At 65.6% G+C, this 25879-nt stretch carries 27 protein-coding genes and 1 tRNA gene; 17 read left to right on the top strand and 11 right to left on the bottom strand.

Translation table 11 applies throughout. The annotated features are described in order from the left end of the window. Both hutH and ACK4S9_RS02485 read left to right on the top strand, forming a co-directional pair. A partial coding sequence (hutH, locus tag ACK4S9_RS02490; RefSeq protein WP_409720960.1) for a histidine ammonia-lyase occupies positions 1-1524 on the top strand: 1524 nt, incomplete at its 5' end. 139 nt (positions 1525-1663) lie between these two features. After that, a complete protein-coding gene (locus ACK4S9_RS02485; RefSeq protein ID WP_409720958.1) occupies positions 1664-2161 on the top strand; it encodes a DUF421 domain-containing protein in 498 nt (165 codons plus the stop codon). A gap of 4 nt (positions 2162-2165) precedes the next feature. Here ACK4S9_RS02485 and ACK4S9_RS02480 read toward each other — a convergent pair whose 3' ends face one another. Next, the gene (locus ACK4S9_RS02480) at positions 2166-2750 is read right to left on the bottom strand and encodes a LuxR C-terminal-related transcriptional regulator (RefSeq protein WP_409720954.1); all 585 of its coding nucleotides are present in this window, start codon (positions 2748-2750) and stop codon (positions 2166-2168) included. Between the two features lie 114 nt (positions 2751-2864). Here ACK4S9_RS02480 and ACK4S9_RS02475 point away from each other — a divergent pair, with 114 nt between their 5' ends. Both ACK4S9_RS02475 and ACK4S9_RS02470 read left to right on the top strand, forming a co-directional pair. Further along, positions 2865-3563, top strand: coding sequence for a CoA transferase subunit A (locus ACK4S9_RS02475; protein WP_409720951.1), 699 nt, complete (start codon positions 2865-2867; stop codon positions 3561-3563). A 21-nt stretch (positions 3564-3584) separates the two neighbouring features. Further along, the gene (locus ACK4S9_RS02470; RefSeq protein ID WP_409720948.1) at positions 3585-4235 is read left to right on the top strand and encodes a 3-oxoacid CoA-transferase subunit B; all 651 of its coding nucleotides are present in this window, start codon (positions 3585-3587) and stop codon (positions 4233-4235) included. Positions 4236-4302: 67 nt separating this feature from the next. On the opposite strand, the gene ACK4S9_RS02465 is transcribed toward ACK4S9_RS02470, so the two are convergent. The 8 genes from ACK4S9_RS02465 to ACK4S9_RS02430 form a co-directional block, all read right to left on the bottom strand. Further along, complete coding sequence (locus ACK4S9_RS02465) at positions 4303-4707, bottom strand: energy transducer TonB (RefSeq protein ID WP_409720945.1); 405 nt, start codon at positions 4705-4707, stop codon at positions 4303-4305. Positions 4708-4815: 108 nt separating this feature from the next. Next, positions 4816-5862: a S41 family peptidase gene (locus ACK4S9_RS02460; protein ID WP_409720943.1), complete on the bottom strand. Its 1047-nt coding sequence runs from the start codon at positions 5860-5862 to the stop codon at positions 4816-4818. Positions 5863-6093: 231 nt separating this feature from the next. After that, entirely contained in the window at positions 6094-7350 is a 1257-nt protein-coding gene (locus ACK4S9_RS02455; RefSeq protein ID WP_409720940.1) for a M56 family metallopeptidase, read from the bottom strand. After that, on the bottom strand, positions 7347-7742 hold the full coding sequence (locus tag ACK4S9_RS02450; RefSeq protein ID WP_409720938.1) for a BlaI/MecI/CopY family transcriptional regulator: 396 nt from the start codon (positions 7740-7742) through the stop codon (positions 7347-7349). The genes ACK4S9_RS02455 and ACK4S9_RS02450 overlap by 4 nt, the downstream gene beginning before the upstream one ends. A 249-nt stretch (positions 7743-7991) precedes the next feature. Next, positions 7992-9293 (bottom strand): dicarboxylate/amino acid:cation symporter, encoded by a 1302-nt coding sequence (locus tag ACK4S9_RS02445; protein WP_409720936.1) that lies wholly within the window; start codon positions 9291-9293, stop codon positions 7992-7994. A gap of 149 nt (positions 9294-9442) precedes the next feature. Then, positions 9443-10360 carry an SMP-30/gluconolactonase/LRE family protein gene (locus ACK4S9_RS02440; RefSeq protein WP_409720934.1) on the bottom strand — a complete coding sequence of 306 codons (918 nt, stop codon included), beginning with the start codon at positions 10358-10360 and terminating at the stop codon, positions 9443-9445. Between the two features lie 6 nt (positions 10361-10366). Beyond that, positions 10367-10747, bottom strand: a complete 381-nt coding sequence (locus ACK4S9_RS02435) for a hypothetical protein (protein ID WP_409720932.1) — start codon at positions 10745-10747, stop codon at positions 10367-10369. An 8-nt stretch (positions 10748-10755) separates the two neighbouring features. Beyond that, the gene (locus ACK4S9_RS02430; RefSeq protein WP_409720930.1) at positions 10756-11550 is read right to left on the bottom strand and encodes a 3-hydroxybutyrate dehydrogenase; all 795 of its coding nucleotides are present in this window, start codon (positions 11548-11550) and stop codon (positions 10756-10758) included. A 133-nt stretch (positions 11551-11683) separates the two neighbouring features. On the opposite strand from ACK4S9_RS02430, the gene ACK4S9_RS02425 reads away from it, so the two are divergent. The 7 genes from ACK4S9_RS02425 to ACK4S9_RS02395 all read left to right on the top strand — a co-directional run bounded on the left by ACK4S9_RS02425 (position 11684) and on the right by ACK4S9_RS02395 (position 18834). Then, complete coding sequence (locus tag ACK4S9_RS02425) at positions 11684-12565, top strand: alpha/beta fold hydrolase (protein ID WP_409720970.1); 882 nt, start codon at positions 11684-11686, stop codon at positions 12563-12565. A 31-nt stretch (positions 12566-12596) separates the two neighbouring features. Continuing rightward, entirely contained in the window at positions 12597-12947 is a 351-nt protein-coding gene (locus tag ACK4S9_RS02420; protein ID WP_409720928.1) for a RidA family protein, read from the top strand. A gap of 21 nt (positions 12948-12968) precedes the next feature. Further along, positions 12969-15221, top strand: coding sequence for a RelA/SpoT family protein (locus ACK4S9_RS02415; protein WP_409720926.1), 2253 nt, complete (start codon positions 12969-12971; stop codon positions 15219-15221). 205 nt (positions 15222-15426) lie between these two features. Beyond that, positions 15427-16233 (top strand): MlaE family ABC transporter permease, encoded by an 807-nt coding sequence (locus ACK4S9_RS02410; RefSeq protein WP_409720924.1) that lies wholly within the window; start codon positions 15427-15429, stop codon positions 16231-16233. A 13-nt stretch (positions 16234-16246) separates the two neighbouring features. Continuing rightward, on the top strand, positions 16247-17179 hold the full coding sequence (locus ACK4S9_RS02405; RefSeq protein ID WP_409720922.1) for an MlaD family protein: 933 nt from the start codon (positions 16247-16249) through the stop codon (positions 17177-17179). Further along, positions 17176-17802, top strand: coding sequence for a hypothetical protein (locus ACK4S9_RS02400; protein ID WP_409720920.1), 627 nt, complete (start codon positions 17176-17178; stop codon positions 17800-17802). The genes ACK4S9_RS02405 and ACK4S9_RS02400 overlap by 4 nt, the downstream gene beginning before the upstream one ends. Positions 17803-17877: 75 nt before the next feature. Continuing rightward, on the top strand, positions 17878-18834 hold the full coding sequence (locus ACK4S9_RS02395) for a diguanylate cyclase domain-containing protein (protein ID WP_409720918.1): 957 nt from the start codon (positions 17878-17880) through the stop codon (positions 18832-18834). On the opposite strand, the gene ACK4S9_RS02390 is transcribed toward ACK4S9_RS02395, so the two are convergent. Together ACK4S9_RS02390 and ACK4S9_RS02385 are read right to left on the bottom strand one after the other, a co-directional pair. Beyond that, positions 18810-19775 carry an NAD(P)/FAD-dependent oxidoreductase gene (locus tag ACK4S9_RS02390; protein WP_409720916.1) on the bottom strand — a complete coding sequence of 322 codons (966 nt, stop codon included), beginning with the start codon at positions 19773-19775 and terminating at the stop codon, positions 18810-18812. The two genes, ACK4S9_RS02395 and ACK4S9_RS02390, sit on opposite strands and share 25 nt — an antisense overlap. A gap of 89 nt (positions 19776-19864) precedes the next feature. Beyond that, the gene (locus ACK4S9_RS02385) at positions 19865-20803 is read right to left on the bottom strand and encodes a cation diffusion facilitator family transporter (protein WP_409720914.1); all 939 of its coding nucleotides are present in this window, start codon (positions 20801-20803) and stop codon (positions 19865-19867) included. 112 nt (positions 20804-20915) lie between these two features. Between ACK4S9_RS02385 and ACK4S9_RS02380 the strand changes: the two genes are divergently transcribed. From ACK4S9_RS02380 to pheS, 6 genes are all read left to right on the top strand, one after another. Then, positions 20916-20992: transfer RNA gene (locus ACK4S9_RS02380), tRNA-Val, on the top strand. A gap of 261 nt (positions 20993-21253) precedes the next feature. Next, complete coding sequence (thrS, locus tag ACK4S9_RS02375; protein ID WP_409720912.1) at positions 21254-23164, top strand: threonine--tRNA ligase; 1911 nt, start codon at positions 21254-21256, stop codon at positions 23162-23164. A 12-nt stretch (positions 23165-23176) separates the two neighbouring features. Beyond that, positions 23177-23722 (top strand): translation initiation factor IF-3, encoded by a 546-nt coding sequence (gene infC / locus ACK4S9_RS02370; RefSeq protein WP_409720968.1) that lies wholly within the window; start codon positions 23177-23179, stop codon positions 23720-23722. A 402-nt stretch (positions 23723-24124) separates the two neighbouring features. Beyond that, positions 24125-24322, top strand: a complete 198-nt coding sequence (gene rpmI / locus ACK4S9_RS02365; RefSeq protein WP_057262756.1) for a 50S ribosomal protein L35 — start codon at positions 24125-24127, stop codon at positions 24320-24322. Positions 24323-24352: 30 nt separating this feature from the next. Next, on the top strand, positions 24353-24712 hold the full coding sequence (rplT, locus tag ACK4S9_RS02360; protein WP_027865360.1) for a 50S ribosomal protein L20: 360 nt from the start codon (positions 24353-24355) through the stop codon (positions 24710-24712). 138 nt (positions 24713-24850) lie between these two features. Continuing rightward, on the top strand, positions 24851-25867 hold the full coding sequence (gene pheS, locus ACK4S9_RS02355; RefSeq protein ID WP_409720908.1) for a phenylalanine--tRNA ligase subunit alpha: 1017 nt from the start codon (positions 24851-24853) through the stop codon (positions 25865-25867). The last annotated feature ends 12 nt before the right edge of the window (positions 25868-25879 follow it).

The following is a 25879-nucleotide window of genomic DNA, read 5'->3' as shown; positions in this document are numbered from 1 at the left end:
GTTCGCTTCGACGCAGGCCGGCTGGCCATCGAGGACATCGTCGCGATCGCGCAGGGAGCGGCGCGTCCCGTGCTGTCGGACGACCCGGCCTTTCGCGCCCGCATCGGGCGCGGCGCCGACTTCCTCGACCGCCTGCTGCGCGAAGAAGGCGTCATCTATGGCGTGACCACCGGCTACGGCGACTCCTGCACCGTGCCGGTGCCCTTGCATCTGGTGCCTGAACTGCCGCGCCAGCTGTACACGTATCACGGCTGCGGCCTGGGTGCCGATCTCGACCCTGACCAGGTGCGCGCGGTCATGGCGACGCGCCTGGCCTCGCTGTGCAAGGGGTATTCGGGCGTGAGCACCGCGCTGCTGGAAGCGATCGTGCGCCTGTTCGACGCCGGCCTGCTGCCGCGCATCCCGAGCGAAGGATCGGTCGGCGCGAGCGGCGACCTGACGCCCTTGTCCTACCTGGCGGCGGTCTTGTGCGGCGAGCGCGAGGTCCTGCGCGACGGGGTGGCGGTGCCGGCCGCGCCGGCCCTGCGCGAGGCCGGCATCGCCCCGCTGCGCCTGCGCCCGAAAGAAGGCCTGGCGCTCATGAACGGCACCGCCGTCATGACCGCTCTGGCCTGCCTGGCCTGGGATCGCGCGTCCTACTTGGCGCGCCTGAGCACGCGCATCACCGCCATGGCCTCGTTCGCGCTGGACGGCAACGCCCACCACTTCGACGAAGTGCTGTTTTCCGTGAAGCCGCACGCGGGCATGCAGAAGGTGGCAAGCTGGCTGCGTGCCGACCTCGGCTACGCCGGAGACGGCAAGCGTGACGGCCAGCGCCTGCAGGACCGTTACTCGATCCGCTGCGCGCCGCACGTGATCGGCGTGCTGCTGGATGCGCTGCCCTTTTTCCGCGACGCGATCGAGAATGAGCTCAACAGCGCCAACGACAATCCCATCATCGACCCGGACGGCGAACGCGTGCTGCACGGCGGGCATTTCTACGGCGGCCACATCGCGTTCGCGATGGACGGCATGAAGAATGCGGTGGCCAACCTGGCGGACCTGATGGACCGCCAGCTGGCCTTGCTGGTCGACATCCGCTACAACGCGGGCCTGCCGGCCAACCTGTCGGGCATGCAGGGCGAGCGGGCCGCGATCTCGCACGGCCTGAAGGCGCTGCAGATCAGCGTATCGGCCTGGACCGCGGAGGCGCTCAAGCTGACCATGCCCGCCTCGGTGTTCTCGCGCTCGACGGAGTGCCACAACCAGGACAAGGTCAGCATGGGGACGATCGCGGCCAGGGATTGCCTGCGGGTGCTCGAACTGGTGGAGCAGGTCGCGGCCGGCATGCTGATCGCCGTCCGGCAGGCGATGTGGCTGCGCCTGCGCCCTGGCGGGCCGGTGGCGGCGCCGGCCGCATTGGGCGCCATGCTGGACGCGCTGGGCCGGGACATCGACGCGGTGATCGAGGACCGGCGCCTGGACACCGACCTGCACCGCTTGTTGATCGCGATCCGGGCCAAGGCCTGGGATCTGCACGCCTGAAAAGGGTGCGCCCGGTTCGGTTTGCCGACCGGGACCGGCTTGCCCGGCGCCGTGCGCTGCGCCACCTTCTGCGCGCTGCTGCTTAAATGGAGCCGGTGAGCATGCCGTTCCATGGCCGGCCGTCCCTGCAGGAGGAAGAATGATCGAGAAGCTTGGTCAGCCCGACTGGGCTGCCATGTTTGCAGTCAACACGCCACTGGTCGAACTGGCCGTGCGGGCCACGGCCTTGTACGCGGCCATCCTGGTCCTGATGCGCCTGATGCCGCGCCGCACCGGGGGCGAGCTGGCGGCCATCGACCTGATTTTCCTGCTCCTGATCGCGGGAGCGGCGTCGAACGCATTCGGCGCCTACGAATCGGTGACGGAAGGGCTGATCCTGATCGCCGTGCTGGTGCTGTGGGACTACGCCCTGAACGCCGCCAGCTACCGCTTCCGTTTCATCGAAAGGCTGGTATCGGCGCCGCCGATCCCGGTGGTCCGCGATGGAAGACTCTTGCGGCGCAACATGCGGCGCGAATTCCTCACCGAGGACGAACTGATGAGTTCGCTCCGGCAGCAGGAAATCACCAGCCTGGAGGAGGTCAAGCTGGCCTACATCGAAGGCGACGGCACCATCACGGTGGTGCGCCACCGCTAGCGGTTCAGCGCGCCCCGACCAGCTTGTGCACCAGTTCCGAGGAGGTCGAGGCGGCGAACTTGCGCATCAGGCTGGCCCGGTGCATCTCCACCGTGCGCGGGCTCAGGTCGGTATCGCGCGCGATCATCTTGCTGGTCTTGCCCTCCACCAGCAGCGCCGCGATCTCCCGTTCGCGCGGCGTCAGTTCGGCCGACACCGGGCGCTTTTCGCTGACGTCCTCGAAGGTCCAGACGCCGGCGCCGAGCGGCTGGCTTGGATCGAGCGCGCTCCCGGTCACGTGGCACCAGAACAGCTCGCCGCTGGCGCGGCGCATGATGCGCTCGTCGGAATAGCGTCCCCGGGCGTTCATGATCGGCACGATGCGGTCGCCCGTGCGCAGGAACTCGTCCATCGTGGGGTAGAGCACGCTGAAGGACTTGCCGTTGAGGTCTCCCTCGGCGTAGCCGAACATGCTTGCCAGCGCCCGGTTGCAGGACTGGATCACGCGATTGGCCGAGACGCACATGCCCACCGGCGCGTGCTGGAAGATCATCTCGTAATCGATGGCGCTGGCTGGGTTCACTTGAGGTGGATCGACTGCTCGGTTCATGGACGGGGCCGCCCGTATTTCTACGGTATTGTTATTCAGTACAGCGTATTTTATGCTGAGACTCTACTCTGTAGTACAGAAGAGCTTTTCGCTTAACCTATAAAAGGGACGGGTATGAACAAAGTGTATCCTGATGCGAAGTCGGCGCTTGCCGGCATCGTTGCAGACGGCCAGACCATCGCCGTGGGCGGCTTCGGCCTGTGCGGCATTCCGGAGGCGCTGATCGCGGCGCTGCGCGATTCCGGCGTCAAGAACTTGACGGCCATTTCGAACAATGCGGGCGTGGACGGCTTCGGCCTGGGCCAGCTGCTGGAAACCCGCCAGATCAAGAAGATGATCTCGTCCTACGTCGGCGAAAACAAGGAATTCGCACGCCAGTTCCTGGCCGGCGAACTCGAACTCGAATTCACCCCGCAGGGCACGCTGGCCGAGAAGCTGCGCGCCGGCGGCGCCGGCATCCCGGCCTTCTTCACCAAGACCGGCTACGGCACCATCGTCGCCGAAGGCAAGGAGACCCGCGAATTCGACGGCGGGCACTACGTGATGGAACGCTCGCTGCTGCCGGACGTCTCGCTGGTGAAAGCATGGAAGGCCGACAAGGCCGGCAACCTCCTGTACCGCAAGACCGCGCGCAACTTCAACCCGAACGTGGCCACCGCCGGCAAGATCTGCATCGTGGAAGTCGAAGAGCTGGTCGAGATCGGCGAGATCGATCCGGACCAGGTGCACACCCCGAGCATCTTCGTGCACCGCATCGTGCATAACCCGACGCCGGAAAAGCGCATCGAACAGCGCACCGTGCGCGCCAACTGAGACTAGAGCGGAGACAGAGACATGGCATGGACTCGTGATGAAATGGCCGCGCGCGCGGCGAAGGAACTGCAGGACGGTTTCTATGTGAACCTGGGTATCGGCCTGCCGACCCTGGTGGCGAACTACGTTCCCAAGGATATCGAAGTCTTCCTGCAGTCGGAAAACGGCCTGCTGGGCATCGGCCCCTTCCCGACGGAAGACGAGGTGGACGCCGACCTGATCAACGCCGGCAAGCAGACCGTGACGGCGCTGCCGGGCGCCGCTTACTTCAGCTCGGCCGATTCCTTCGGCATGATCCGCGGCGGCAAGATCAACCTGGCGATCCTGGGCGCGATGCAGGTGTCCGAGCGCGGCGACCTGGCCAACTGGATGATCCCGGGCAAGATGGTCAAGGGCATGGGCGGCGCCATGGACCTGGTGGCCGGCGTCAAGCGCGTGGTCGTGGTGATGGAACACGTCGCCACCGCCAAGGACGGCTCGACCAGCCACAAGATCCTGCCGAAATGCGACCTGCCGCTGACCGGCGTGGGCGTGGTCGACCGCATCATCACCGACCTGGGCGTCATCGACGTGACCGACACCGGCCTGAAGCTGGTGGAACTGGCGCCGGGCGTGAGCAAGGAGCAGGTGCTGGCGGCGACCGGCTGCGAGCTGGACGTCTCGGCGGTATAAGGCGGACGGGCGGCCTGCGCCGCCCGCCGACAAGCAGGCCCGGCCGCGCGAGCGCCCGGGCTTGTTTTCATTCCGGTGTCCAGACGTACTGGACGGCTGTCCAGGCGCGCACCGGCTTGCCCTCAAGCGTCGCCGGCCTGAATCTGCATTTGACCAGCGCCGTACGCGCCGCCTCGTCGAGGCCGGGGTAGCCGCTCGATTTCAGGATCTTCGACTCCACGACCCATCCATCGGGGCCGATGAGAAACTGCATCGTGACCGTGCCGGCGTTCTTCAGGCGTGCATCTTCCTCGGGATAGACCGGTCTGCTGCAGGTATTGGTGTCCACGAGGGGGCGCGGCTGCGGCGTCGCCTGGCCTGGCGCGGCATGCGCCAGGCTGGCCGAAGCGATCGCTGCCACAAGCAAGACGGATGCGGGGCCGAGACGCTGCGCGCGTCGCCCCAGGGTGAGGAAGTGCTTGATGCCGGTCATGCGTGCTCCTTGTACGGTTGGCGTCTCAGGCCGTGGATTGGCGGGTGTCCCGCGAGCTTGCTAGCCTGACGCGCGCGTTGCGCCTCGGCTCCAGCGCGCCGACTTCGTTCATTTCAGCTCGTCTAGACGCTTGCGCAGACGCTGTGCATGTCCGTCGTTGGCGGGCGATTTCAGCAGCTCGGTGAGGGCCAGGCGCTCGGCCGTGCGCAGCGCGTCCTCCGCGTCGACCTTCACGTCCGGCACCACGCCGCTGCCTTCCCAGTTGGTCTTGCTGACCGGGTTGACCGCCCGGCCGGCAGGGATGAAGGCCGCCAGGTGCTGGTGGATGCGGTGCACGCCGCCCGGATGGGCGCCACCGCCGGTGGTTTCTCCAACGATCACGCCACGGCGCAACTGCTGCAGGTTATAGCTGAATTCCTCGGCTCCCGAAAAGGTCTTCTTGCTGGTCAGGACGTAGATCTTTTTGGTGCCGCCAAACTTCCTGCCGGGGACATCCTCCTCGGTCCAGAACCCCTCCGTGCGGCCGCCTTCACGCCAGTACATGTCGTTCAGGTGCGTACGCTTGTCGAACAGGTAGCTCGACATGAAGGCGACGGCATGGGGATCGCCGCCGCCGTTATTGCGCAGGTCCACGATGAGCGCGTCGGTGTCCGCGACCAGGTTCATCATCGCGCTCAGGGCAGGCTTGGCGGCCGAGGCCTGGGGGAAGCTGTGCAGGTCGATATAACCGATGTTGCCGGGCAGGGTCTCCACCTTGCGGATGTCGTAATTGCGCGACTTCAGGAACACACCGAACTGGCGCTCCTGCTCGGGTGTGGGGCCGCGCTTGCCTGTGTCGGTGTCGGGAGGAATGGGTCTCGCATGGTAGCGCACGCCGAGGTGCTTGTCCCCGGTCGGCTGGCGCAGGTCTTCGGTGAGCATCGCCGCGAAGGCGGTGAGATCGGGGGCGGTGCGGTAGGCGCCGCTTCGCTCGCGCGCGTTCAGGCGGTCGACGACCTGCCTGGCCTTGTCCGGGAAGACGTAGATCTCGCCGACCTTGGCGCCGAGTTCGGCGATCACAGCCTTGCGAGTGGCCTCGTCGACTTCGGCTCTAGCGTCACAAGCGAAGGAGGCGAGCAATACGGGTGCAAGCAGAAGGGTGCGAATCGTATTCATGTGAGTCCTGTCGGGTGAGGGTGGGTCGCGTAGCAGGCAAGGATGTAACGCGCTTGCTTGCAAAAGGAACGGTTCGATGCTACGTCATGGAATTGATGCTACCTCATCGTAGCAATACATTGTTGGTCAAGCAATGCGCGCTGCATAGTTGGGCGAAAAAAACCGCTGTGACGGCGTCCCGTCCAGCGGTGTGGTTCAGGGCCCAGCCTTGCAGGGCCATTGCTGGGCTGCTTACTCCAGCGTCCAGACGTACTGCACCGCGGTCCAGGCCTCGACCGGCTTGCCCTTGGCGGTTGCCGGCTTGAACGTGCACTTGGTCAGCGCGGTATGCGCTGCCTCGTCCAGCGCCACATGGCCGGACGATTTCGTGACCTTCGATTCCTTGACCTTGCCGTTCTTGCCGACCAGGAAGCCGAGGGCGACGGTGCCGGTATGATGCTGCTTGATCGACTCGGCCGGATAGTGCGGCCGCTTGCAGGTCTCGAAGTTGGCGATCGCCTCGGTATCCTTCGCCACCGGCTTGGCGGGGGCCGCATGGGCCAGGCTTGCGGCGCCGATGACCAGCCCCAGTACGGGAATGGCCGCCTTCCAGTTCAACGCTTGCGTATCGGGACGAACCAATCGTTTGATGCGTGACATGAGATCTCCTCCGTTGGCCGCTTGGGCCAGGTGGTGGGTTGAGAACTGGAGTTTTTCCAGTTCGGACAGGGCCAGGGCCAGGCGCCGCGGTTCGCCCAGTTGCCTTGCCGCGAAATCGTCGGCGATCTGTTCCCGCTCCGCCCGGATGCGGCTGGAAATCCACCAGACCGCCGGGTGGTAGAAAAGCAGGGTCTCGACCAGGTTCTGGCCGAGGTTGACGAGATAGTCGTGGCGCTTGATGTGGGCCAGTTCGTGGGCCAGCAGCGCTTCCAGCAGCTGGGCCGGCATGCCGGACACCAGCGCGGCCGGCACCAGCACCACCGGACGCCACCAGCCGGCGGTAATCGGGCTGGCGAGCCGCTCGACCACGCGCAGGCGCACCGCACGGCCGATGCCGAACTGGGCCGCCATGCGTTCGATGCGCGCCTGCCAGGCCGGGTCGAGGCGCTCCTGGGTGGCGGCGCGTTCGATCCACAGCAGCCCGGCCACCATGCGCAGGGCCATCGCCAGCGCGCACACGGCCCAGGTGCCCACGATCCAGGTGAGCTGGTCGGCGAGCAGGGCGGCCCAGCCGGCGTCGACCGGCGAGCCGGCCACCAGGCCGGCCGCGAACAGCACCATCGCATCGCCGCCGCTGCCGCTCTCGCCGGTCAGGCGCAGCGCCAGTTCGAGGGTGGGCCAGGCCAGGCACAGGAACAGGCCGGTGCAGGCAGCCAGGTAGCGCGACTCGGGCCGCTTGTTGCGCAGCACGGTGAGCAGGACGGCGGTGGCGCAGCCGATCAGCGCGCCCTGCCACAGGAAGTGGACCAGGGTCCAGCCGACACTGGCGACGAGGTCCGCGGCATTCATCGCTTGTCCTCCGGCTTGTCTTCACGCAGCAGTTCCTCGATCTCTTCCCGTTCCTTCTTCGAGATGCCGGTCTTGAGCGCGGCCAGCACCAGCGCCTTGGCCGAACCGGCGAAGGCGCGCTGCATCAGGTCCTTGAGCAGATTCGTCTCCACCGAGTCCTGGGCGTGGGCCGGAGCGTAGACGTGCGAGCGTTCGCTCTCGTCGCGCACCAGGAGGCCCTTGCCGTGCATGATCTGCATCAGGCGCAGCACGGTGGCATAGGTGACCTCGGGCTTGGTCTTCTGCATTTCCTGGTGCACCTGCTTGGCGGTGCCCGAGGCCATCGGCCACAGCACTTGCAGGAGTTCGAGTTCGGCCGGGGTCGGCTTGGGAGTATCGGGTTTGCGTGGCATGAGCGTCCTCATTGGCGTGTTCGGATCTAGAATAGTGTGTCTAGACACTGGTGTCTACTCTTTTCGCCTACCGTGCGTGCTTTATGCGCGAAGAATAAGAGCAGGGTCAGGTCTGACATTTGGACACGGGCTGAGCAAGAACGATCGAGCAACGCTCGAGTTCGTGTCCGATTGTCAGACCTGACCCCGAACGAAGACGAAAAAAAACCGCATCCGGAGATGCGGTTCGTTGGGGCGAGCCCGGCGCAATCAGGCGGCGGCGCGCACCGGCTCCAGGTCTTTCTCGCCTTCCAGCGGCACCCGGCCGTGCAGGACGTCGTCCATGCGCTGGACGTCGAGTTCCTTTTCCCACTTCGAGACCACCACGGTGGCCACGCCGTTGCCGACGAAGTTGGTCAGGGCGCGCGCTTCGCTCATGAAGCGGTCGATGCCGAGGATCAGGGCCATGCCGGCCACCGGGATGGTCGGGACCACCGCCAGCGTCGCCGCCAGGGTGATGAAGCCGGCGCCGGTGATGCCGGACGCGCCCTTCGAGGTCAGCATCGCCACCGCCAGGATGGTCAGTTCCTGCATCAGGGTCAGTTCGGTGTTGGTGGCCTGGGCCACGAACAGGGCCGCCATCGTCATGTAGATGTTGGTGCCGTCCAGGTTGAACGAGTAGCCGGTCGGGACCACCAGGCCGACCACCGGCTTGGAGCAGCCGAGGCGTTCGAGCTTGCGCATCAGGGCCGGCAGGGCGCTTTCCGAGGAACTGGTGCCGAGCACGATCAAGAGTTCTTCCTTGATGTACTTGATGAAGCGGATGATCGAGAAGCCGGTGAACTTGGCGATCAGGCCCAGCACGCCGATCACGAACACGAAACAGGTCAGGTAGAAGGAGCCCATCAGCTTGGCCAGCGGCAGCAGCGAATCGAGGCCGTACTTGCCGATGGTGAAGGCCATCGCGCCGAAGGCGCCGATCGGGGCGGCCTTCATGACGATGTTCACGACGCCGAAGATGGCGTGCGAGAAGTCGTCGATCATCTTGGTCACCGGGCGGCCGCGCTCGCCCAGCATCGACAGCGAGAAGCCGAACAGCAGCGCGATCAGGAGGACCTGCAGGATGTCGCCCTTGGCGAAGGCGTCGACGAAGGTGGTCGGGATGATGTTCATCACGAAGTCCACCGTGCTCTGGTCCTTGGCCTTGGCGGTGTACTGGGCGATCGACGAAGCGTCGAGGTGGGCGGCGTCGACGTTGAAGCCGGCGCCCGGCTTGACCCAGTTGGCGACCACCAGGCCGATGGCCAGCGCGAAGGTCGAGACGACCTCGAAGTACAGCAGGGCCTTGCCGCCGACGCGGCCGATCTTCTTCATGTCCTGCATGCCGGCGATGCCGGCGACGACGGTACAGAAGATCACCGGGGCGATGATCATCTTGATGAGTTTGATGAAGCCGTCTCCCAAGGGCTTCATCTTCGCGCCCAGTTCAGGGTAGAACACCCCCAGCAGCACGCCGAGCACGATGGCGAACAGCACCTGGACATACAGGACTTTATAGAATGGCTTTTTCATGGCAACGCTTCGTCGTGAAGTTTGTGGTGTTGCCATCTTCACCGAAGCGTGACGCCTTATCTATTGTGGATATCCGCAGGCCTTATATCTTGCTTGCGGATATGTCGATCCTGTATCGGCTGATATTTCCGGTATCGCGGACATACGCCTCAATACGGCATGCCGCTCACACCCAGCGGCAGCCGCCACACTGCACCCGCCCCGGTGATGTACAAGGTCTTGCCGTCCTTGCCGCCAAAGGCCGCATTGGTGACGTTGGCGTCCACCCGGATGGTGGCCAGTTGCTGGCCACGCGGCGAAAAGACGCGCACCCGTTTCGCCCCGTGCTCGGTCACGTACAGGTTGCCGTGGCAATCGACCGTCATGCCGTCCGCACCTTCCAGCCCGCTCACCAAGGAGCGCCCGGTCTGCGGCGCGCCCTTGACGATGGGGTAGGCCACCAGCAGGCCGTCGCTGGCGTTCACGTACAGGACGTCGCCGGCGGGCGACAGCGCGATCCCGTTGGGATTCGGACGCGTGCCGTCCACCAGCGTCACCTCGCCGCCTGGCGTAACGCGGTAGATGCCGGTCACCGGCTGCCCGCCGGGCGCAGCCGCTTTTTGCCAGTCGGGATCCGTGAAGTAGATGGTCCCGTCGCCGGCGATGGCGATGTCGTTGGGCGAGTTGAACACATTCCCCTTGAAGGCGCCGGCCAGCCGCACGGCTTGGCCATCCGGTCCATGGCGCAGCAGCGCCTTGTCCTTGTGGCTGGCCAGCACCAGCCCGCCGCCGGCGTCCACGGCCAGCCCGTTGCTGCCGCTGTCCTCGATGACGGTGCTGACCGTACCGTCCGGCGCCAGCTTGCGCACCCGCGAGGGGAAACCCTTGGCGAAGCCGAAGTCGGAAAAATAGAGCGCGTCCTTGACCCACACCGGCCCTTCGTACAGGCCCGGTTCGGCGCGCGAAGCCGTGACGGCGGCGACGCGTTCGGCCTGAAGTGTGCCGGAAGGCGGGGCGCCGCAGGAAGCCGCAAGCGTGTTGCTGGCCGCTAGCGCCAGCGCGGCGCAGATGAGGAGTCGATGTGTCATGCGTAGTCAGCCCTCCAGGTCCCCGAGCGACTGCTCGATCCCGAACTGCACGTCGCGCAGGAAGGCGCCGCCCTTGTCGGACAGCGCAATGCCCGGCACCGCCAGCTCCACCAGGCATTGCAGCGCCTGGCGGAACCATTCCATGTCGGTGCCCATGAGGGGCAGGGCGTGGGCATCGTTCAGGTAGTGCACCGCACGGATCAAGAGATTCGGATCGCGCCCGGCGCGGGCGACGCCGGGCGCGAAGTCGACCACTTCGCGGAAGAAGCGGTCGGCCAGCGTCTCGAGGATGTCGTTCGACACCTGGGGCTGGCCGGCGGCGAGCACCACCCGGGCCAGCTCCTGGCAGGCGTCCTGCAAGCCCTGTTCGTCGAGGCGCTCGGTCATGGTGGCCTTTACTGTGCGGCCCAGCCGCCGTCCATGTTCCAGGCCACGCCGCGCACCTGGTCGCCGGCCGGCGAGCAGAAGAACACGGCCAGCGCGCCCAGTTCCGCCGGGGTGACGAATTCGCCGGACGGCTGCTTCTCGCTCAGCAGGGCTTTCTTGGCCTCGTCGTTGGACAGGCCGTCGCGCGCGGCGCGGTCGTCCACCTGCTTCTGCACCAGCGGGGTCAGGACCCAGCCCGGGCAGATCGCATTGCAGGTCACGCCGGTGGCGGCAAGCTCCAGCGCCGTCACCTTGGTGAAGCCCACCAGGCCGTGCTTGGCCGCGACATAGGCCGATTTGCCGCTTGATCCCACCAGGCCGTGCACCGAGGCCAGGTTGATGATGCGGCCCCAGCCCTTCTGCTTCATGCCGAGGATGGCCAGGCGGCTGGTGTGGAAGGCCGAGGTCAGGTTGATGGCGATGATGGCATCCCACTTCTCGGGCGGGAACTCGTCCACGGTGGCCACGTGCTGGATGCCGGCGTTGTTGACCAGGATGTCGACCCCGCCGAACTTGTCGGCCGCAAAACGCATCATCGCCTCGATCTCGTCGGGCTTGCTCATGTCGGCGTTGTGGTAGGCGGTCTGCACGCCGAATTCGGCGCCCACGTCCGTGTAGAGCTTCTCGATCTGCTGGGCGTCGCCGAAGCCGTTGAACACGATGTTGGCGCCCTGTTCCGCCAGCGAACGGGCGATGCCCAGGCCGATGCCCGAGGTGGAACCGGTGACGAGTGCTGTTTTACCGCTGAGCATATTGGATTTCATTGCGTCCTCTTTCGTGGATGAACGGGTTGCTTCCTCAGAATTGGTAGAATTCTAATGGCAATGCCAAGTAAAATGGTGTGTTGCGATGCAAAGTATCCAATATTGTCATGACGGAGCGGGGGCGAAGGTGCAGATCGGCGAAGCCAGATTGAAAAGCGTGCAGTGCAGTTCGCTCGCCGGCCTGCACCGCATGGCCTACAAGGAGTGGGGCGATCCCGCCAATCCGAAGGTGCTGGTCTGCGTGCACGGGGTCACCCGCGTGGCCGACGACTTCGACGCCCTGGCGCGCGCCCTGTGCGACGAGTACCGCGTGGTCTGCCCGGACGTGGTCGGCCGCGGCAGATCCGGCCGCCTGCGCGACCCGGCCTACTACACGGTGCCGCAGTACGTCGCCGACATGGTGACCCTGATCGCGCGCGTCACGCAGGACGACAGTCTCGGCGTGCACTGGTTCGGCACCTCGATGGGCGGCCTGATCGGCATGATGCTGGCCTCGCTCGACGACAGCCCGGTGCGCAAGCTGGTCCTCAACGACATCGGCCCGGTGCTCGACCAGGGCGCGCTCGCCCGGATCGGCGAGTACATCGGCCAGGACATCCGTTTCCCCGATTTCGAGACCGGCGCGGCCTACGTCAAGGCGGTGTCGATGTCCTTTGGCCCGCACAGCGAGGAGGAATGGCGCAAGCTGGCGAGCGACGTGCTGCGCCAGGAACCGGGCGGCCAGTGGGTGCGCCACTACGACCTCGGCCTGGCCCAGCCCTTCCAGGCCATCACGCCCGAACGCGCGGCCGGCGACGAGGCGCAGCTGTGGTCGGCCTGGGACGCGATCCGCTGCCCGGCCTTGCTCGTGCGCGGCGAGCAGTCCGACCTGCTGTCGCGCGAGACGGCCTTGGAGATGTGCACGCGCGGTCCGAAGCCGCGGCTGGTCGAGATCCCCGGCGTGGGCCATGCGCCCACCTTCCTGCGGCAGGATCAGATCGCGATCGCACGCGAATTTTTAGTCGGCGGAGCATGAGGCTTCCGCCACGTTTTAGAAGAAAGCAGCTATGGAAATCAAACGACTCCACGTAGGCAAGCGCCTGTCCGAAACCGCCATCCACAACGGGACCGTCTACCTGGCCGGCCAGATCGCCGAAGACACGACGCAGGGCATCGAAGGCCAGATGCACGAGGTGCTGGGCCACATCGACCGCCTGCTGAACGAAGCCGGCAGCGACAAGTCCTGCATCCTGATGTGCCAGATCTACATCTCGAGCATGGAGCACTTCGCCGGCATGAACAGCGTCTGGGACGAGTGGGTGCCGCAGGGCCACACCCCGCCGCGCGCCACCGTCGAAGCCAAGCTGGCCAATCCCGCATGCCTGGTCGAGGTCTGCGTCACCGCCGCATTGCGCTGAAGCGCCAGGCACGCGAACCAGATGGTAGCAAGCGTTCTACTCGGTGACGCCAGCACCCAGCTGGTCCAGGGGCTCGGCGTGGAAGACTGCGCGCGGGTCCAGACGGCGCTCGACTATGCCGGCGGCATGTACGGCGAGCGCAAGGCCGCCACGGGCCAGGATGCGTTCGAATTCTCGCTCGGCGTGGCCGGCACGCTGGCGCTGCTGCGCACCGACGCCGAAACCCGCATCGCCGGCCTGCTGTTCGAGCTGGCGATGATGGACCCGGCGGTGGCGGGCTCGCTCGAGGAACGCTTCGGCAAGGAAGTATCCGACCTGGTGCAGGGCGTGTACCAGCTGGTCAAGCTGCGCGACCTCACCGCCGGCAAGGACCAGGTGGCGGAAGCGAAAAGTGCGGGCAAGAACGCGGCCCAGCAGGCCGCCGCCCAGGTCGAGACCCTGCGCAAGATGCTGCTGGCGATGGCTTCGGACATGCGCGTGGTGCTGATGCGCCTGGCCGCCTGCGCCGCCAGCCTGCGCTACTTCGCCGAGCAGAAGCGCTTCGACGAGGTCACCCGCGCCTATGGCCGCGAAGTGCTCGAGTTCTACGCGCCGCTGGCCAACCGGCTCGGCATCTGGCAACTGAAGTGGGAGCTGGAAGACCTGTCCTTCCGCTTCATCGAGCCGGATGCCTACCGGCAGATCGCCAGGATGCTCGAAGAGAAGCGCACGCAGCGCGAAAGCTTCGTGCAGTCCTCGATCGACCGGCTGGAAAAGGAGCTGCGCGAGGCCGGCATCAAGGCCGAGGTCTCGGGCCGGCCGAAACACATCTACAGCATCTGGAAGAAAATGCGCGGCAAGGAGCTCGATTTCTCCTCGCTGTACGACGTGCGCGCCTTCCGCGTGACCGTCGAGGACGTCAAGGCCTGCTACACGGTGCTCGGCATCGTCCACAACATCTGGACCCCGATCCCGAAGGAATTCGACGACTACATCTCGCGCCCGAAGCCGAACGGCTACCAGTCGCTGCACACGGTCGTCACCGCCGAGGACGGGCGGCCGCTGGAAGTGCAGATCCGCACGCAGGAGATGCACAACTTCGCCGAATACGGCGTCGCCGCCCACTGGCGCTACAAGGAAGAGGGCGGCTCCAACTTCAAGAGCCAGAAGTACGACGAGAAGATCGCCTGGCTGCGCCAGCTGCTGGCCTGGAAGAGCGACGTGGCCGACGTGGTCGCCGGCCAGGAAGACCTGCAGAAGGAATGGGTCGAGAAGCTGAAGGCCGCCACCCTGGACGACCGCATCTTTGTCCTCACGCCCCAGGCGCGCGTGCTCGAATTGCCGCAGGGCGCGACCCCGATCGACTTCGCCTACCACCTGCACAGCGAGGTCGGCCACCGCTGCCGGGGCGCCAAGATCGACGGCGTGATGGTGCCGCTGAACACGCCCTTGAAGAACGGGCAGACCTGCGAGATCATCACCGCCAAGGGTCCCACCGGCACCCAGGGACCCTCGCGCGACTGGCTCAGTCCCGGGTATACGGTCAGCAGCCGCACCCGCTCGAAGATCCGCGCCTGGTTCCACGCGCAGGAACAGGCCGAGACCCTGGCGCAGGGACGCGCGCTGGTCGAAAAGTCGCTCCAGCGCGAGGGCAAGACCGCGGTCAACCTGGAGGCGCTGGCGCAGAAGCTGGGCTTTGCCAAGGTGGACGAGCTGTTCATCCAGGTCGGCAAGGAGAAGTTCAGCCTGCGCCACGTGGAAGCGGCCCTGCACGACACGGCGGAAGCACCGCCGCCCGTCGACGAGGCCGTGGTCAACAAGAGCCGCGCCTCGAGCGTGGAGCAGGGCGCCAAGTCGGGCGTGCTGGTGGTCGGCACCGAGGGCTTGATGACGATGCTGGCCAAGTGCTGCAAGCCGGCGCCGCCGGACCCGATCTGCGGCTTCGTCACGCGCGGCAAGGGCGTTTCGATCCACCGCCTGAGCTGCAAGAACTTCGCCGAGATGCGCGCCAAGGCGCCCGAGCGGGTGATCCAGACCGAGTGGGGTTCGGCCGGGCTGGAGACCGTGTATCCGGTCGACCTGTTCATCCTGGCGATGGACCGGCAGGGACTGCTGCGCGACATCTCGGACGTGTTCATGCGCGAGAAGATCAACGTGATCGGGGTGAACACGCAAAGCAGCAAGGGACAGGCGCGCATGGTGTTCACGGCCGAGATCGGCTCGACCGGGCAGCTGAACAAGGCGCTGGCGGCGATCGCGGAGGTAAAGGGAGTGATGGAGGCGCGGAGGCAATAGCGTTCTTGGTTCTCACGCACAATGGGGTTCCCGCCTGCGCGGGAACGACGGTCTCTCTGCTAGTGGCGAAACATCTTTTTCGGCCCGCGGCCTCCGGACCGTCATTCCCGCGCAGGCGGGAATCCAGTTCCCCTGAATAGCCCAAAAAGTATCAATTTGATACCAAAACAGAGCACGTCCATCATAGTTGTATCATATTGACACCATGCGCCGAACCCTCAACCTCTACGCCAACCCGAGCCTGTGGGGCCTGGCCTTCCTGCGCTACCTGCGCAGCTGGTGGTACATGGTGCACCTGGGCGCGGTCGCGCTGGTGATGGCCCTGTCGCCCTCGACCTACAACCGCGCCAACCGCTTGGCGGCGGCGCGCCACATCTATGCCAGCACCTGGCAGGTGCTGCCTGGGTTCTCGCTGGCCTCGGCCCTGATCAGCCTGGTCATCATCCGCATCGTGCTGGTCACCGCCAAGAGCTACGGTCTGTCGCATTTCGCGCTCGAGATGGTGGTGCGGGTGCTGGTGCTCGAACTGATTCCCCTGTCCGCCGCGATGTTCGTGGCCCTGCGCGCCAGCATGGCTTTTGATGCCTCGGCGCTCGGGCTGGCGCGCGCCGGCCTGTCGCCGCAGGCCGCCAACGACGAAGCCCTGCGCCGGCTGCGGCGCGACATGGTGCCGCAGCTGCTGGCGAACTCGGTCGCGGTGACCAGCCTGGCCATGGTCACCAGCACCATCGTGCTGGTGCTGGCCTACCTGAACGTGTACGGCCTGCTGCCCTGGGGGATCGCGGACTACACCCGCACCGTCGGGCGCGTGTTCTCGCCCACGGTGACGATCGGCTTCGTACTCAAGACCGTGTTCTTCGGCCTGGCCGTGGCCTTGATCCCGACCGCCGCCATCCTCGAGCTGCAACGCTACCCGCGCCGCGTGAATTCCACCGTTCAGCCGGGCGCGCTGCGCCTGCTGTTCGTGCTGCTGGTGATCGAGGCCGCGTCGCTGGCGCTGAAATACATCTGACACATAGGACACCATGACGGAACCCCTGCCGGACGAACCGAAACATGTCGAACTCAAGGCGATGATCCTCCTGGTGACGATCGGCATCCTGGTCGTCGCCTTCTTCGGCTACGTGATGCATGCGCGCGGCGTGTTCGAGCCGACCCAGCGCCTGATCCTGGAAACCGACGATTCCTCCGGCGTGATCCCCGGCATGGACATGACTTTCGCCGGCTTTCCGATCGGGCGTGTCAGCCAGGTCGAGCTCTCGCCCGAGGGCAAGGTGCGGATCCTGGTGGACGTGCAGAGCAAGGATGCCAAGTGGCTGCGCACCTCGAGCGTGTTCACGCTGGAGTCGAGCATCGTCGGCGAAACCCGCCTGCGCGCCTTCACCGGCCTGCTGAACGATCCGCCGCTGCCCGCCGGCGCCACCCGCCAGGTGCTGCGCGGCGACGCCACCGCCGAGATTCCGCGCATCGTCGCCACCGCGCGCGCGCTGCTGGAGAATCTGGAAACCATGACCGCCAACGATTCCGACATCAATGCCAGCCTGGCCAACATCAATGCCGTCACCGGCCGCATGAACGGCCCCGGCGGCGTGCTGGGCGGGGTGATGGGGGGCGACGCGGAGGCGCGCCGGCTGCGCGAGGCGCTCGACCGCATCAACTCCCTGCTGGGCAAGACCGAGCGGCGTGTCTACGGCAAGGACGGCGTGATGGACGACGCCCAGCTGGCGATCCGCCAGCTGCACGTGGTGTTGCAGGATGCCAGCACCACGCTCAAGAAGATGGACGCCGTGCTGGTCGAGGCCCAGGCCGTCGGCGCCAACGCGCGCGTGGCCACCCAGGACCTGGGCGCGCTGCGCGGCGAGGTCGACGCCAGCCTGCGCAAGGTGAACCGCCTGGTGGACGAGCTCAACCGCAAGTGGCCGTTCGCCCGCAAGAACGAGGAGATCAAGCTGCCATGAGAATTCTCGCTTTCGTCGCCGTGGCGATGCTGGCCGCCTGCGCCAGCAAGCCTTTGCCGCCCGACTGGCAGGCGGACGCCAAGGGCGCGCTCGACGCTTCGGTGGACGATTACCTGAAAGGGCACGGCGCCGCCGCGGCCGCGCAATTCCGCACTGCGCGCACGGCCACCACCAGCACCGGCCGCCCGGACTACGTCGCCCAGGTCGAGTTGGTGCGCTGCGCCGCGCAGGTCGCCAGCCTGGATTTCGACGACTGTCCGGGCTACGCGGCCCTGGCCGCGGAGGCGACGGCGCAGCAGCGCGCCTATGCCGACTATCTCTACGGCCGCTGGCAGGGCCTGAATGCCGCGCTGCTGCCCGAGCAGCACCGTCCCGTGGCCGCCACCGGCCAGGTAGGCGGCGTGGCCGATCCGCTGGCGCGCCTGGTGGCCGCCGGGGCCGCCTTCAAGGCCGGGCGCATCACGCCGGAGGGCATCGTGCAGGCGATCGATACGGCCTCGAACCAGGGCTGGCGCCGGCCGCTGCTGGCCTGGCTGGGCGTGCAGGCGCAGCGGGCCGAGGCGGCCGGCGATGCGCAGGAGGCGGCGCGCATCCGGCGCCGCATCGCCCTGGCCTCGGGCTGAGCGGAATCGCTTTGCCCGACACAGCAATCTATTTCCGGTGCACAATACCATGCATATCCACCCCGCATGGACATCATGACGATCAAGCCCCCCGAATCCCGGCCTGTTTCCTGTGACGACCCGGGCGTCTACCGCACCTTGCTCGAATCGACCAAGGCCATCCCCTGGCGCATCGACTGGGCCACCATGCGCTTCACCTACATCGGCCCGCAGATCGAGGCGCTGCTCGGCTGGAGCCCGTCCAGCTGGCAGTCCGTGAACGACTGGGCCGAGCGCATCCACGAGGACGACCGCCGGAAGACCGTCGACTTCTGCGTCGCCCAGTCGAAGCAGGGCGTGGACCACGAGGCCGATTACCGCGCGCTGACCCGCGACGGCGACTACGTCTGGATGCGCGACGTCGTGCACGTGCTGCGGCGCCCGGACGGCAGCGTGGAGGCGCTGGTCGGCTTCATGTTCGACATCACGGCGCGCAAGCAGGCCGAGGACAAGATCCTGCAGCTGCAGCGCGAGCTCGAGCTGCTGTCCTACCGCGACAGCCTGACGGGCGTGGCCAACCGCCGCATGTTCGACACCCTGTATCCGGTCGAATGGGCCAAGGCGGGCGCGAACGGTGAGCCGCTGTCCTTGCTGGTGATCGACATCGACTACTTCAAGCAGTACAACGACCACTACGGCCACATGCAGGGCGACGAGTGCCTGCGCCAGGTCGCTGCCGTGCTCGAGGCCGGCGCTTCGCGTTCGCGCGACCTGTGCGCGCGCCTGGGTGGCGAGGAATTCGTGCTGCTGCTGCCGGCGACGGATGCGCAAGCCGCGCGCAACGTTGCCGAGCGCTGCCGCCGGCTGCTGGCCCAGAAGGAGTTGCCGCATGCGCGTTCCGGGGTCGGCCGCCTGGTGACCGTCAGCATCGGCATCGGCACCATCGTGCCGGGTGGCCAGGATCGGGCCGAGGTCTTCCTCGACCGGATCGACCGGCGCCTGTACCAGGCCAAGTCCGCGGGGCGCGATCAGGTCTGCGAGGCCGAGGCCTGATCCAGGGCCGGCCGCAGCGCCCACGGCAGCATGTTGTGGATGGTAGTCGCCGCCAGCGCCGCCTGCCCGGTCGCCACCGCGATCTGGTTCAGCCCGCGCGTCACGTCGCCCACCGCGAACAGGCCCGGGACCGAGGTGCGGCAATGGTCGTCCACCGCGAGCTTGCGGCATTCCACGGTTTCCGCCCCGAGCGCGCTGGCCAGGTCGGAGCGCGCGTTCTCGCCCAGCATCGGGTAGAACACGTCGCAGTGGTAGTCTTCGCCGTCCTTCGTGTGCAGGATCGGCTTCATGTCCTCGCTCATGCTGACGCCCGCCAGCGGCGAATCGACGTAGCGCACACTGGCGGCGGCCAGGCGCTGGCGGTCCTCGTCGTTCAGGGTGGACACCGGGCCGCGCTCGAACAGCAGCACGTCGGCGCTGAAGGTGCGCATGAACAGGGCATGGCCGACCGGATTGATCTCGGAGGTGACCACGCCGATGCGCTTGTCGATCACGTCCCAACCGTCGCACACCGGGCACAGGCGCACCGCGCCGCAGCGCACCGCCTCGTCCCAGCGCTCCACGGGCATGCCGGCGTCGGCCACGCCGGTGGCCAGGAGGACCGTCAGCGCGCGGATCTGGCAGGGCTCGCCGCCGTCGGCGGGCGTGTAGTCGGCGACGAACACGCCGTCTTCCAGGCGCAGCTCGCGGATCTCGCCCGGCATCACGCTGCCGCCGTAGTTGGCCAGCTGGGCGCGCAGGTTCTCGAGCAGCTGCACGCCATTGATACCCTCCGGAAAACCGGGGTAGTTGTGCGAGACCGGAATCCACGACAAGCGGCTGTTGCCCTTGTCGACCAGGGCGATGTGGCGGGTGAAGCGGCGCAGGTAGACGCCGGCGGTCAGGCCGGCCGGGCCGCCGCCGATGATGAGGGTGTCGAATACTGTGCGGGAGCAATCCATGGGGGGATTATGCTGTGCGCGCGGGGCGGCGCGTATCGGCGTGCCGGCCTGCCGCGGGTAAGAACGGGCTTACACGGCCGGTAGGAGACCTACAAGGACTTGCCGCCGGCCGCTTCCGGCTGCAGGGTCACGTGGTCGATGCCGTGCTTTTCGCGCAGCATCGCGCGCACCGCGGCCAGCACGGTCGGCCAGCGCTCGAGGCTGGCGATCTCCAGGTGGCCGATCAGGGCAGGGTGGCCGGGCGACATGTCCCAAACGTGCAGGTCGTGCACGTCGAGCACGCCCTCGATCGCCTTCAGGTCGGCGCCGACCTCGAGGTAGTCGATCTCGTGGGGCACGGCCTCCATCAGGAAGTGGTAGGACTCGCGCAGGATGCCGCTGGTCGAGCGCAGGATCAGGAGGGCCACGAAGATCGACAGGATCGGGTCGACCCGCACCCAGCCGGTGAAGGTGATGATGGCGCCGGAGGCGATCGCGGCGATCGAGCCGAGCAGGTCGCCCATCACGTTGACCAGGGCGGCGCGGGTGTTGATGCTCTGGTTGTCGCGCGACAGTATCCAGGCGACCAGCAGGTTGATCGAGGCGCCGATCGCGGCCACCACCAGCACCACGCCGCCCTGCACGGCTTGCGGATGCAGCAGGCGCTGTACGGCTTCCCAGGCGATCCAGCCCACCAGCGCCAGCATGGCCAGGCTGTTCACGAAGGCGGCCAGCGCTTCGGCGCGCACGAAGCCGAAGGAATGGCGCGAGGAGGGCGGGCGCTTGGCGATGGCCTGGGCCAGCAGCGCCAGGCCGAGGGCGGCGGCGTCGGTCACCATGTGGCCGGCGTCGGAGATCAGGGCCAGGGAGTTCGACATGAAGCCGGCGAAGACCTCGACGACGGCGAACAGCAGGGTCAGGCCGAGCGCCATCGCCAACGCGGCCTGGCTGCGCCCCTCGATGACGTGGGTGTGGCGCGCATCGCCGTCGAGGTGGGCGTGCAGGTGCTCGGTAGAAGGCTCGGCGTGGTCGGCGGGCATGGTCGGCATGGTGATTTGTGCAAGTCGCTAGTGTAAGGCAAGGCGCAGGCGGGCTCGCCAGGAAACTTTTTCCGTGACAAGCCTTGCCTAAGAGCGGTGCGCTCCCTATAATGGCGGCATCGGGCGGTTAGTTCAGCTGGTTAGAATACTTGGTCGACATCCAAGGGGTCGCAGATTCGAATTCTGCACCGCCCACCAGAACATCTTAGATAAGTGCGGGGAGCTACGGTTTTCCGCTCTTGTCGTCAGTAAGGGCGAGAAAGGCACAAACGGTTATGACACCGCGAACTACAACCTGGTTGTGGGGGAATCGCTAGACGCGGTACGGTGGTCTTTTGTCCAAAGAAGCTCGACAACACTGAAGAAAACGCGCCTAGTGCGCGTTTTTTTTCGTCCGCACTTTTTAGCTTTCAAGATTTTCAATATTTCACGGCGCGCCGCGCCACATGGAGAACAGCAATGCTCAACGTTCGACTTCCGGACGGCTCAAGCCGTCAATTCGAAGGGCCGGTGACGGTCGCCCAGGTGGCCCAGAACATCGCCCCGAGCCTGGCCAAGGCCGCGCTCGCCGGCAAGGTCAACGGCAAGGTCGTCGACACCTCGTTCCTGATCGAAGACGACGCCGACCTGGCGATCGTCACCGACCGCGATCCCGACGGACTGGAGGTCATCCGCCACTCGACCGCCCACCTGCTGGCGCACGCCGTCAAGGAACTGTTCCCGGAAGCGCAAGTCACCATCGGCCCGGTCATCGAGAACGGTTTCTACTACGACTTCTCGTACAAGCGCCCGTTCACCCCGGACGACCTGGCGGCGATCGAGAAGAAGATGGCGGAACTGGCCAAGAAGGACCAGCAGGTCACCCGCAAGGTGCTGCCGCGCGACGAAGCCGTCGCCTACTTCAAATCGATCGGCGAAGACTACAAGGCCGAGATCATCGCCTCGATCCCGGCGAACGAAGACGTGTCGCTGTACGAGCAGGGCGGCTTCACCGACCTGTGCCGCGGCCCGCACGTGCCCTCGACCGGCAAGCTGAAGGTCTTCAAGCTGATGAAGCTGGCCGGCGCCTACTGGCGCGGCGACTCCAAGAACGAGATGCTGCAGCGCGTGTACGGCACCGCCTGGGCGAAAAAGGAAGACCAGGAGCAGTACCTGCACATGCTGGAAGAGGCGGAGAAGCGCGACCACCGCAAGCTCGGCAAGCAACTGGACTTCTTCCACTTCCAGGACGAGGCGCCGGGCCTGATCTTCTGGCACCCGAAGGGCTGGACCATCTGGCAGCAGGTCGAGCAGTACATGCGCAAGACCTATCAAACCACCGGCTACAGCGAAGTCAAGGCGCCGCAGATCATCGACGTCACCCTGTGGCAGAAGACCGGCCATTGGGACAACTATCGTGAAAACATGTTCACGACCGAGTCGGAGCACCGCACCTACGCCCTCAAGCCGATGAACTGCCCGGGCCACGTGCAGATCTATAACGCCGGACTGCGTTCCTACCGCGACCTGCCGCTGCGCTACGGCGAATTCGGCCAGTGCCACCGCAACGAGTCCTCGGGCGCGCTGCACGGCCTGATGCGCGTGCGCGGCTTTACCCAGGACGACGGCCACGTGTTCTGCACCGAAGAACAAATTGCTCCCGAGGTCGTGGCCTTCCACGCCCAGGCGATGAAGGTCTACGAGGACTTCGGTTTCGACAATATCGACGTCAAGATCGCGCTGCGTCCGGAAAACCGCATCGGTTCGGACGAGGTGTGGGACCAGGCCGAAGAAGCCCTGCGTTCGGCCCTGCGCGGCTGCGGCGTGGACTGGACCGAACTGCCGGGCGAGGGCGCCTTCTACGGCCCGAAGATCGAGTACCACCTGAAGGACAGCCTGGGCCGTCCATGGCAGGTCGGCACCATGCAGGTCGACTTCTCGATGCCGGGGCGTCTCGGCGCCGAATATGTGGCGGAAGACAACGCCCGCAAGGTGCCGGTCATGCTGCACCGTGCGATCGTCGGCTCGATGGAGCGCTTCATCGGCATCCTGATCGAGAACTACGCCGGCGCGTTGCCGCTGTGGCTGGCGCCAGTGCAGGTCGCCGTCCTGAATATTTCGGATGCGCAAGCAGATTATGTGAAGCAGGTCGAAGCCAAGCTGCGCGCGGCGGGCATCCGCGTTCACGCTGATTTGCGGAACGAGAAGATTACTTATAAAATTCGCGAGCATTCTGTCCAAAAACTGCCGTACATTCTGGTTGTTGGCGATAAAGAACGTGAAGCAAATACGGTGGCCGTGCGTGCCCGCGGCAATGTCGATCTCGGCGTGATGCCGGTCGACGCGCTCGTGGAGCGCCTGGTTGGCGAAGTTGCCGCCAAGGCGAAATAATCCCGGCCCTCAATCAATACTTTCAAAGGAAACGACATAGCTACTGACAAACAGCATCGCATCAACGGCGAGATCACCCATCCCGAAATGCGCCTGAACGGTGTGGACAACGAACCGCTGGGCATCGTGAGCCTGGCGGAAGCGTTCCGCATGGCCGAGGAAAAGAACGTCGACCTGGTCGAGATCGCGCCGAACGCGGTCCCGCCGGTCTGCCGCCTGATGGACTACGGCAAGTTCAAGTACTCCGAGCAGAAGAAGGCGCACGAAGCCAAGCTGAAGCAGAAGATCATCCAGGTCAAGGAAGTCAAGTTCCGTCCGGGCACCGATGAAGGCGACTACAGCATCAAGCTGCGCAACCTCATCAAGTTCCTGGAAGACGGCGACAAGACCAAGATCACGCTGCGCTTCCGCGGCCGCGAAATGGCGCACCAGGACATCGGCATGCGCATGCTCGAGCGCCTGCGTGGCGACCTGGAAGAGGTCGGCCAGGTCGAGCAGTTCCCGAAGCTCGAGGGGCGCCAGATGATCATGATCGTTGCGCCGAAGAAGAAGAAGTAATCCCGCAAGGGGCTTCGCGCGTCGTCAGATGATGGGCCGGTCCGGGTGCCAGCGTGAGCTGCGCCAGGCCCGGCCTGTCTTCGTTTGTGCGGTTCGCGTTGGCCTGTACGGCACGTCGTTCCGGCGCAGGCCGGAATCCCATTTGCTCTGCAAGCGTGCACGGTCCGCGTTCTCGCTACGCACGGGAATCGGATCCCGGCCTGCCATGAAAAGCCCATCCCCGCCGCAACCATTCCCCGCAAACCTGTGCTATCATCTGCGGTTCCTGTTTTTAACAAGCAGGTTGTAGTCGGCAGGCAGTGGCGTCGGCTGCAAGACAAGTGAAAGCAGGCATCCAAGAGCGGCGTTGCCGCCACCTGCAATCCTGTCGTATAGAGGCTGTCCGTAACAGGGCAGAATACTATGCCAAAAATGAAAACCAAAAGCTCCGCGAAGAAGCGTTTTCGCGTGCGTCCGGGTGGTACCGTCAAGTCGGGTATGGCGTTCAAGCGTCACATCCTGACCAAGAAGACCACCAAAAACAAGCGTCAACTGCGCGGCACCCGTAACATCAATGCGTCCGACGTCACCAGCGTCCTGCGCATGATGCCTTCCGCTTAATCTCACTAATCATATACAAAGGGAGCTACCATGCCTCGAGTAAAACGTGGGGTTACTGCACGTGCCCGTCACAAGAAAGTCCTTGAACTTGCCAAAGGTTACCGCGGCCGCCGCAGCAAGGTATTCCGTATTGCCAAGCAAGCAGTCATGCGCGCTGGCCAGTACGCCTACCGCGACCGTCGTAACAAGAAGCGCGTCTTCCGCGCCCTGTGGATCACCCGTATCAACGCGGCATCGCGTTCGCACGGCATGACCTACAGCGCCTTCATGAACGGCCTGAAGAAGTCCGGGATTGAACTGGACCGTAAAGTCCTGGCCGACATGGCAGTGCACGACAAGCCGGCATTCGCCGCGATTGTCACCGCCGCCAAGGCCAAGCTGGCTGCCTAATCCAGTCAGTCAGCTAGCAAGACCAGCTCTGGGCTCTTTACTGAGCTCGGGGCAAAAAGAGCGGGGCACACGGTGATAACCTTGTGCCCCGTTTTTGATTGTGGCTCCTGCCACCACCCAAACAGGAAAAGAACAAGCATGCAATCGCTGGAAGATCTCGTCTCCTCGGCCCAGGCTGACTTCACCGCCGCCGCGGACGCCGCCGCGCTCGAAAATGCAAAAGCCAAGTACCTGGGCAAGACCGGGCAGATTACCGACCTGATGAAGGGCCTGGGCAAGCTCGACCCTGAACAGCGCAAGGCGCAGGGCGCCCTGATCAATGCCGCCAAAGAAAAAATCGAACAGGCCTTGACCGCCCGCCGCGACGCCCTCGCCAACGCCCAGCTGGAAGCGCGCCTCAATCTCGAGGCCATCGACGTGACCCTGCCGGGCCGCGGCCGCGCCAAGGGCGGCATCCATCCGGTGATGCGCACCTGGGAACGCGTCGAGCAGATCTTCCGCTCGATCGGCTTCGACGTGGCCGACGGCCCCGAGATCGAAACCGACTGGACCAACTTCACCGCACTGAACAGCCCGGAAAACCACCCGGCCCGTTCGATGCAGGACACCTTCTACATCGAAGGCAATGACAGCACCGGCAAACCGCTGCTGCTGCGCACCCACACCAGCCCGATGCAGGTGCGCTACGCGCGCACCCATACCCCGCCGATCAAGGTGATCGCGCCGGGCCGCACCTACCGCGTCGACAGCGACGCCACCCACTCGCCGATGTTCCACCAGGTCGAAGGCCTGTGGATCGGCGAAGACATCTCCTTTGCCGACCTGAAGGGTGTGTACCTGAATTTCGTTAGGGCCTTCTTCGAGACCGACGATCTGCAGGTGCGCTTCCGTCCGTCCTACTTCCCGTTCACCGAACCGTCGGCCGAGATCGACATCGCCTTCGGTTCCGGTCCGCTCAAGGGCCGCTGGCTGGAAGTGTCGGGAGCAGGGCAGGTGCACCCGACGGTGGTGCGCAACTTCGGACTGGATCCGGAACGGTTCATCGGTTTCGCGTTCGGCTCCGGCCTCGAGCGCCTGACCATGCTGCGTTACGGGATCAACGACCTGCGCCTGTTCTACGAGGGCGATCTGCGATTCCTGAAGCAGTTTAATTAATCCGGGTGCTGA

Source organism: Massilia sp. (assembly GCF_046293535.1).
In the GTDB taxonomy this organism is placed as follows: Bacteria; Pseudomonadota; Gammaproteobacteria; order Burkholderiales; family Burkholderiaceae_D; genus Telluria.
This window is presented reverse-complemented; position numbering and strand designations above follow the sequence as displayed.

What these genes read in the sequence shown, in the direction of transcription:
- ACK4S9_RS02460 (WP_409720943.1), bottom strand. Translation starts at nt 5,862, where the DNA reads ATGAATACGATTCGCACCCTTCTGCTTGCACCCGTATTGCTCGCCTCC.
- ACK4S9_RS02440 (WP_409720934.1), bottom strand. Translation starts at nt 10,360, where the DNA reads ATGACACATCGACTCCTCATCTGCGCCGCGCTGGCGCTAGCGGCCAGC.
- ACK4S9_RS02430 (WP_409720930.1), bottom strand. Translation starts at nt 11,550, where the DNA reads ATGAAATCCAATATGCTCAGCGGTAAAACAGCACTCGTCACCGGTTCC.
- thrS (WP_409720912.1), top strand. Translation starts at nt 21,254, where the DNA reads ATGCTCAACGTTCGACTTCCGGACGGCTCAAGCCGTCAATTCGAAGGG.
- ACK4S9_RS02470 (WP_409720948.1), top strand. Translation starts at nt 3,585, where the DNA reads ATGGCATGGACTCGTGATGAAATGGCCGCGCGCGCGGCGAAGGAACTG.
- ACK4S9_RS02395 (WP_409720918.1), top strand. Translation starts at nt 17,878, where the DNA reads ATGACGATCAAGCCCCCCGAATCCCGGCCTGTTTCCTGTGACGACCCG.
- ACK4S9_RS02480 (WP_409720954.1), bottom strand. Translation starts at nt 2,750, where the DNA reads ATGAACCGAGCAGTCGATCCACCTCAAGTGAACCCAGCCAGCGCCATC.
- ACK4S9_RS02455 (WP_409720940.1), bottom strand. Translation starts at nt 7,350, where the DNA reads ATGAATGCCGCGGACCTCGTCGCCAGTGTCGGCTGGACCCTGGTCCAC.
- ACK4S9_RS02400 (WP_409720920.1), top strand. Translation starts at nt 17,176, where the DNA reads ATGAGAATTCTCGCTTTCGTCGCCGTGGCGATGCTGGCCGCCTGCGCC.
- pheS (WP_409720908.1), top strand. Translation starts at nt 24,851, where the DNA reads ATGCAATCGCTGGAAGATCTCGTCTCCTCGGCCCAGGCTGACTTCACC.
- ACK4S9_RS02410 (WP_409720924.1), top strand. Translation starts at nt 15,427, where the DNA reads ATGCGCCGAACCCTCAACCTCTACGCCAACCCGAGCCTGTGGGGCCTG.
- ACK4S9_RS02420 (WP_409720928.1), top strand. Translation starts at nt 12,597, where the DNA reads ATGGAAATCAAACGACTCCACGTAGGCAAGCGCCTGTCCGAAACCGCC.
- ACK4S9_RS02450 (WP_409720938.1), bottom strand. Translation starts at nt 7,742, where the DNA reads ATGCCACGCAAACCCGATACTCCCAAGCCGACCCCGGCCGAACTCGAA.
- rpmI (WP_057262756.1), top strand. Translation starts at nt 24,125, where the DNA reads ATGCCAAAAATGAAAACCAAAAGCTCCGCGAAGAAGCGTTTTCGCGTG.
- rplT (WP_027865360.1), top strand. Translation starts at nt 24,353, where the DNA reads ATGCCTCGAGTAAAACGTGGGGTTACTGCACGTGCCCGTCACAAGAAA.
- ACK4S9_RS02405 (WP_409720922.1), top strand. Translation starts at nt 16,247, where the DNA reads ATGACGGAACCCCTGCCGGACGAACCGAAACATGTCGAACTCAAGGCG.
- ACK4S9_RS02390 (WP_409720916.1), bottom strand. Translation starts at nt 19,775, where the DNA reads ATGGATTGCTCCCGCACAGTATTCGACACCCTCATCATCGGCGGCGGC.
- ACK4S9_RS02435 (WP_409720932.1), bottom strand. Translation starts at nt 10,747, where the DNA reads ATGACCGAGCGCCTCGACGAACAGGGCTTGCAGGACGCCTGCCAGGAG.
- ACK4S9_RS02485 (WP_409720958.1), top strand. Translation starts at nt 1,664, where the DNA reads ATGATCGAGAAGCTTGGTCAGCCCGACTGGGCTGCCATGTTTGCAGTC.
- ACK4S9_RS02415 (WP_409720926.1), top strand. Translation starts at nt 12,969, where the DNA reads ATGGTAGCAAGCGTTCTACTCGGTGACGCCAGCACCCAGCTGGTCCAG.
- ACK4S9_RS02475 (WP_409720951.1), top strand. Translation starts at nt 2,865, where the DNA reads ATGAACAAAGTGTATCCTGATGCGAAGTCGGCGCTTGCCGGCATCGTT.
- ACK4S9_RS02445 (WP_409720936.1), bottom strand. Translation starts at nt 9,293, where the DNA reads ATGAAAAAGCCATTCTATAAAGTCCTGTATGTCCAGGTGCTGTTCGCC.
- ACK4S9_RS02465 (WP_409720945.1), bottom strand. Translation starts at nt 4,707, where the DNA reads ATGACCGGCATCAAGCACTTCCTCACCCTGGGGCGACGCGCGCAGCGT.
- ACK4S9_RS02385 (WP_409720914.1), bottom strand. Translation starts at nt 20,803, where the DNA reads ATGCCGACCATGCCCGCCGACCACGCCGAGCCTTCTACCGAGCACCTG.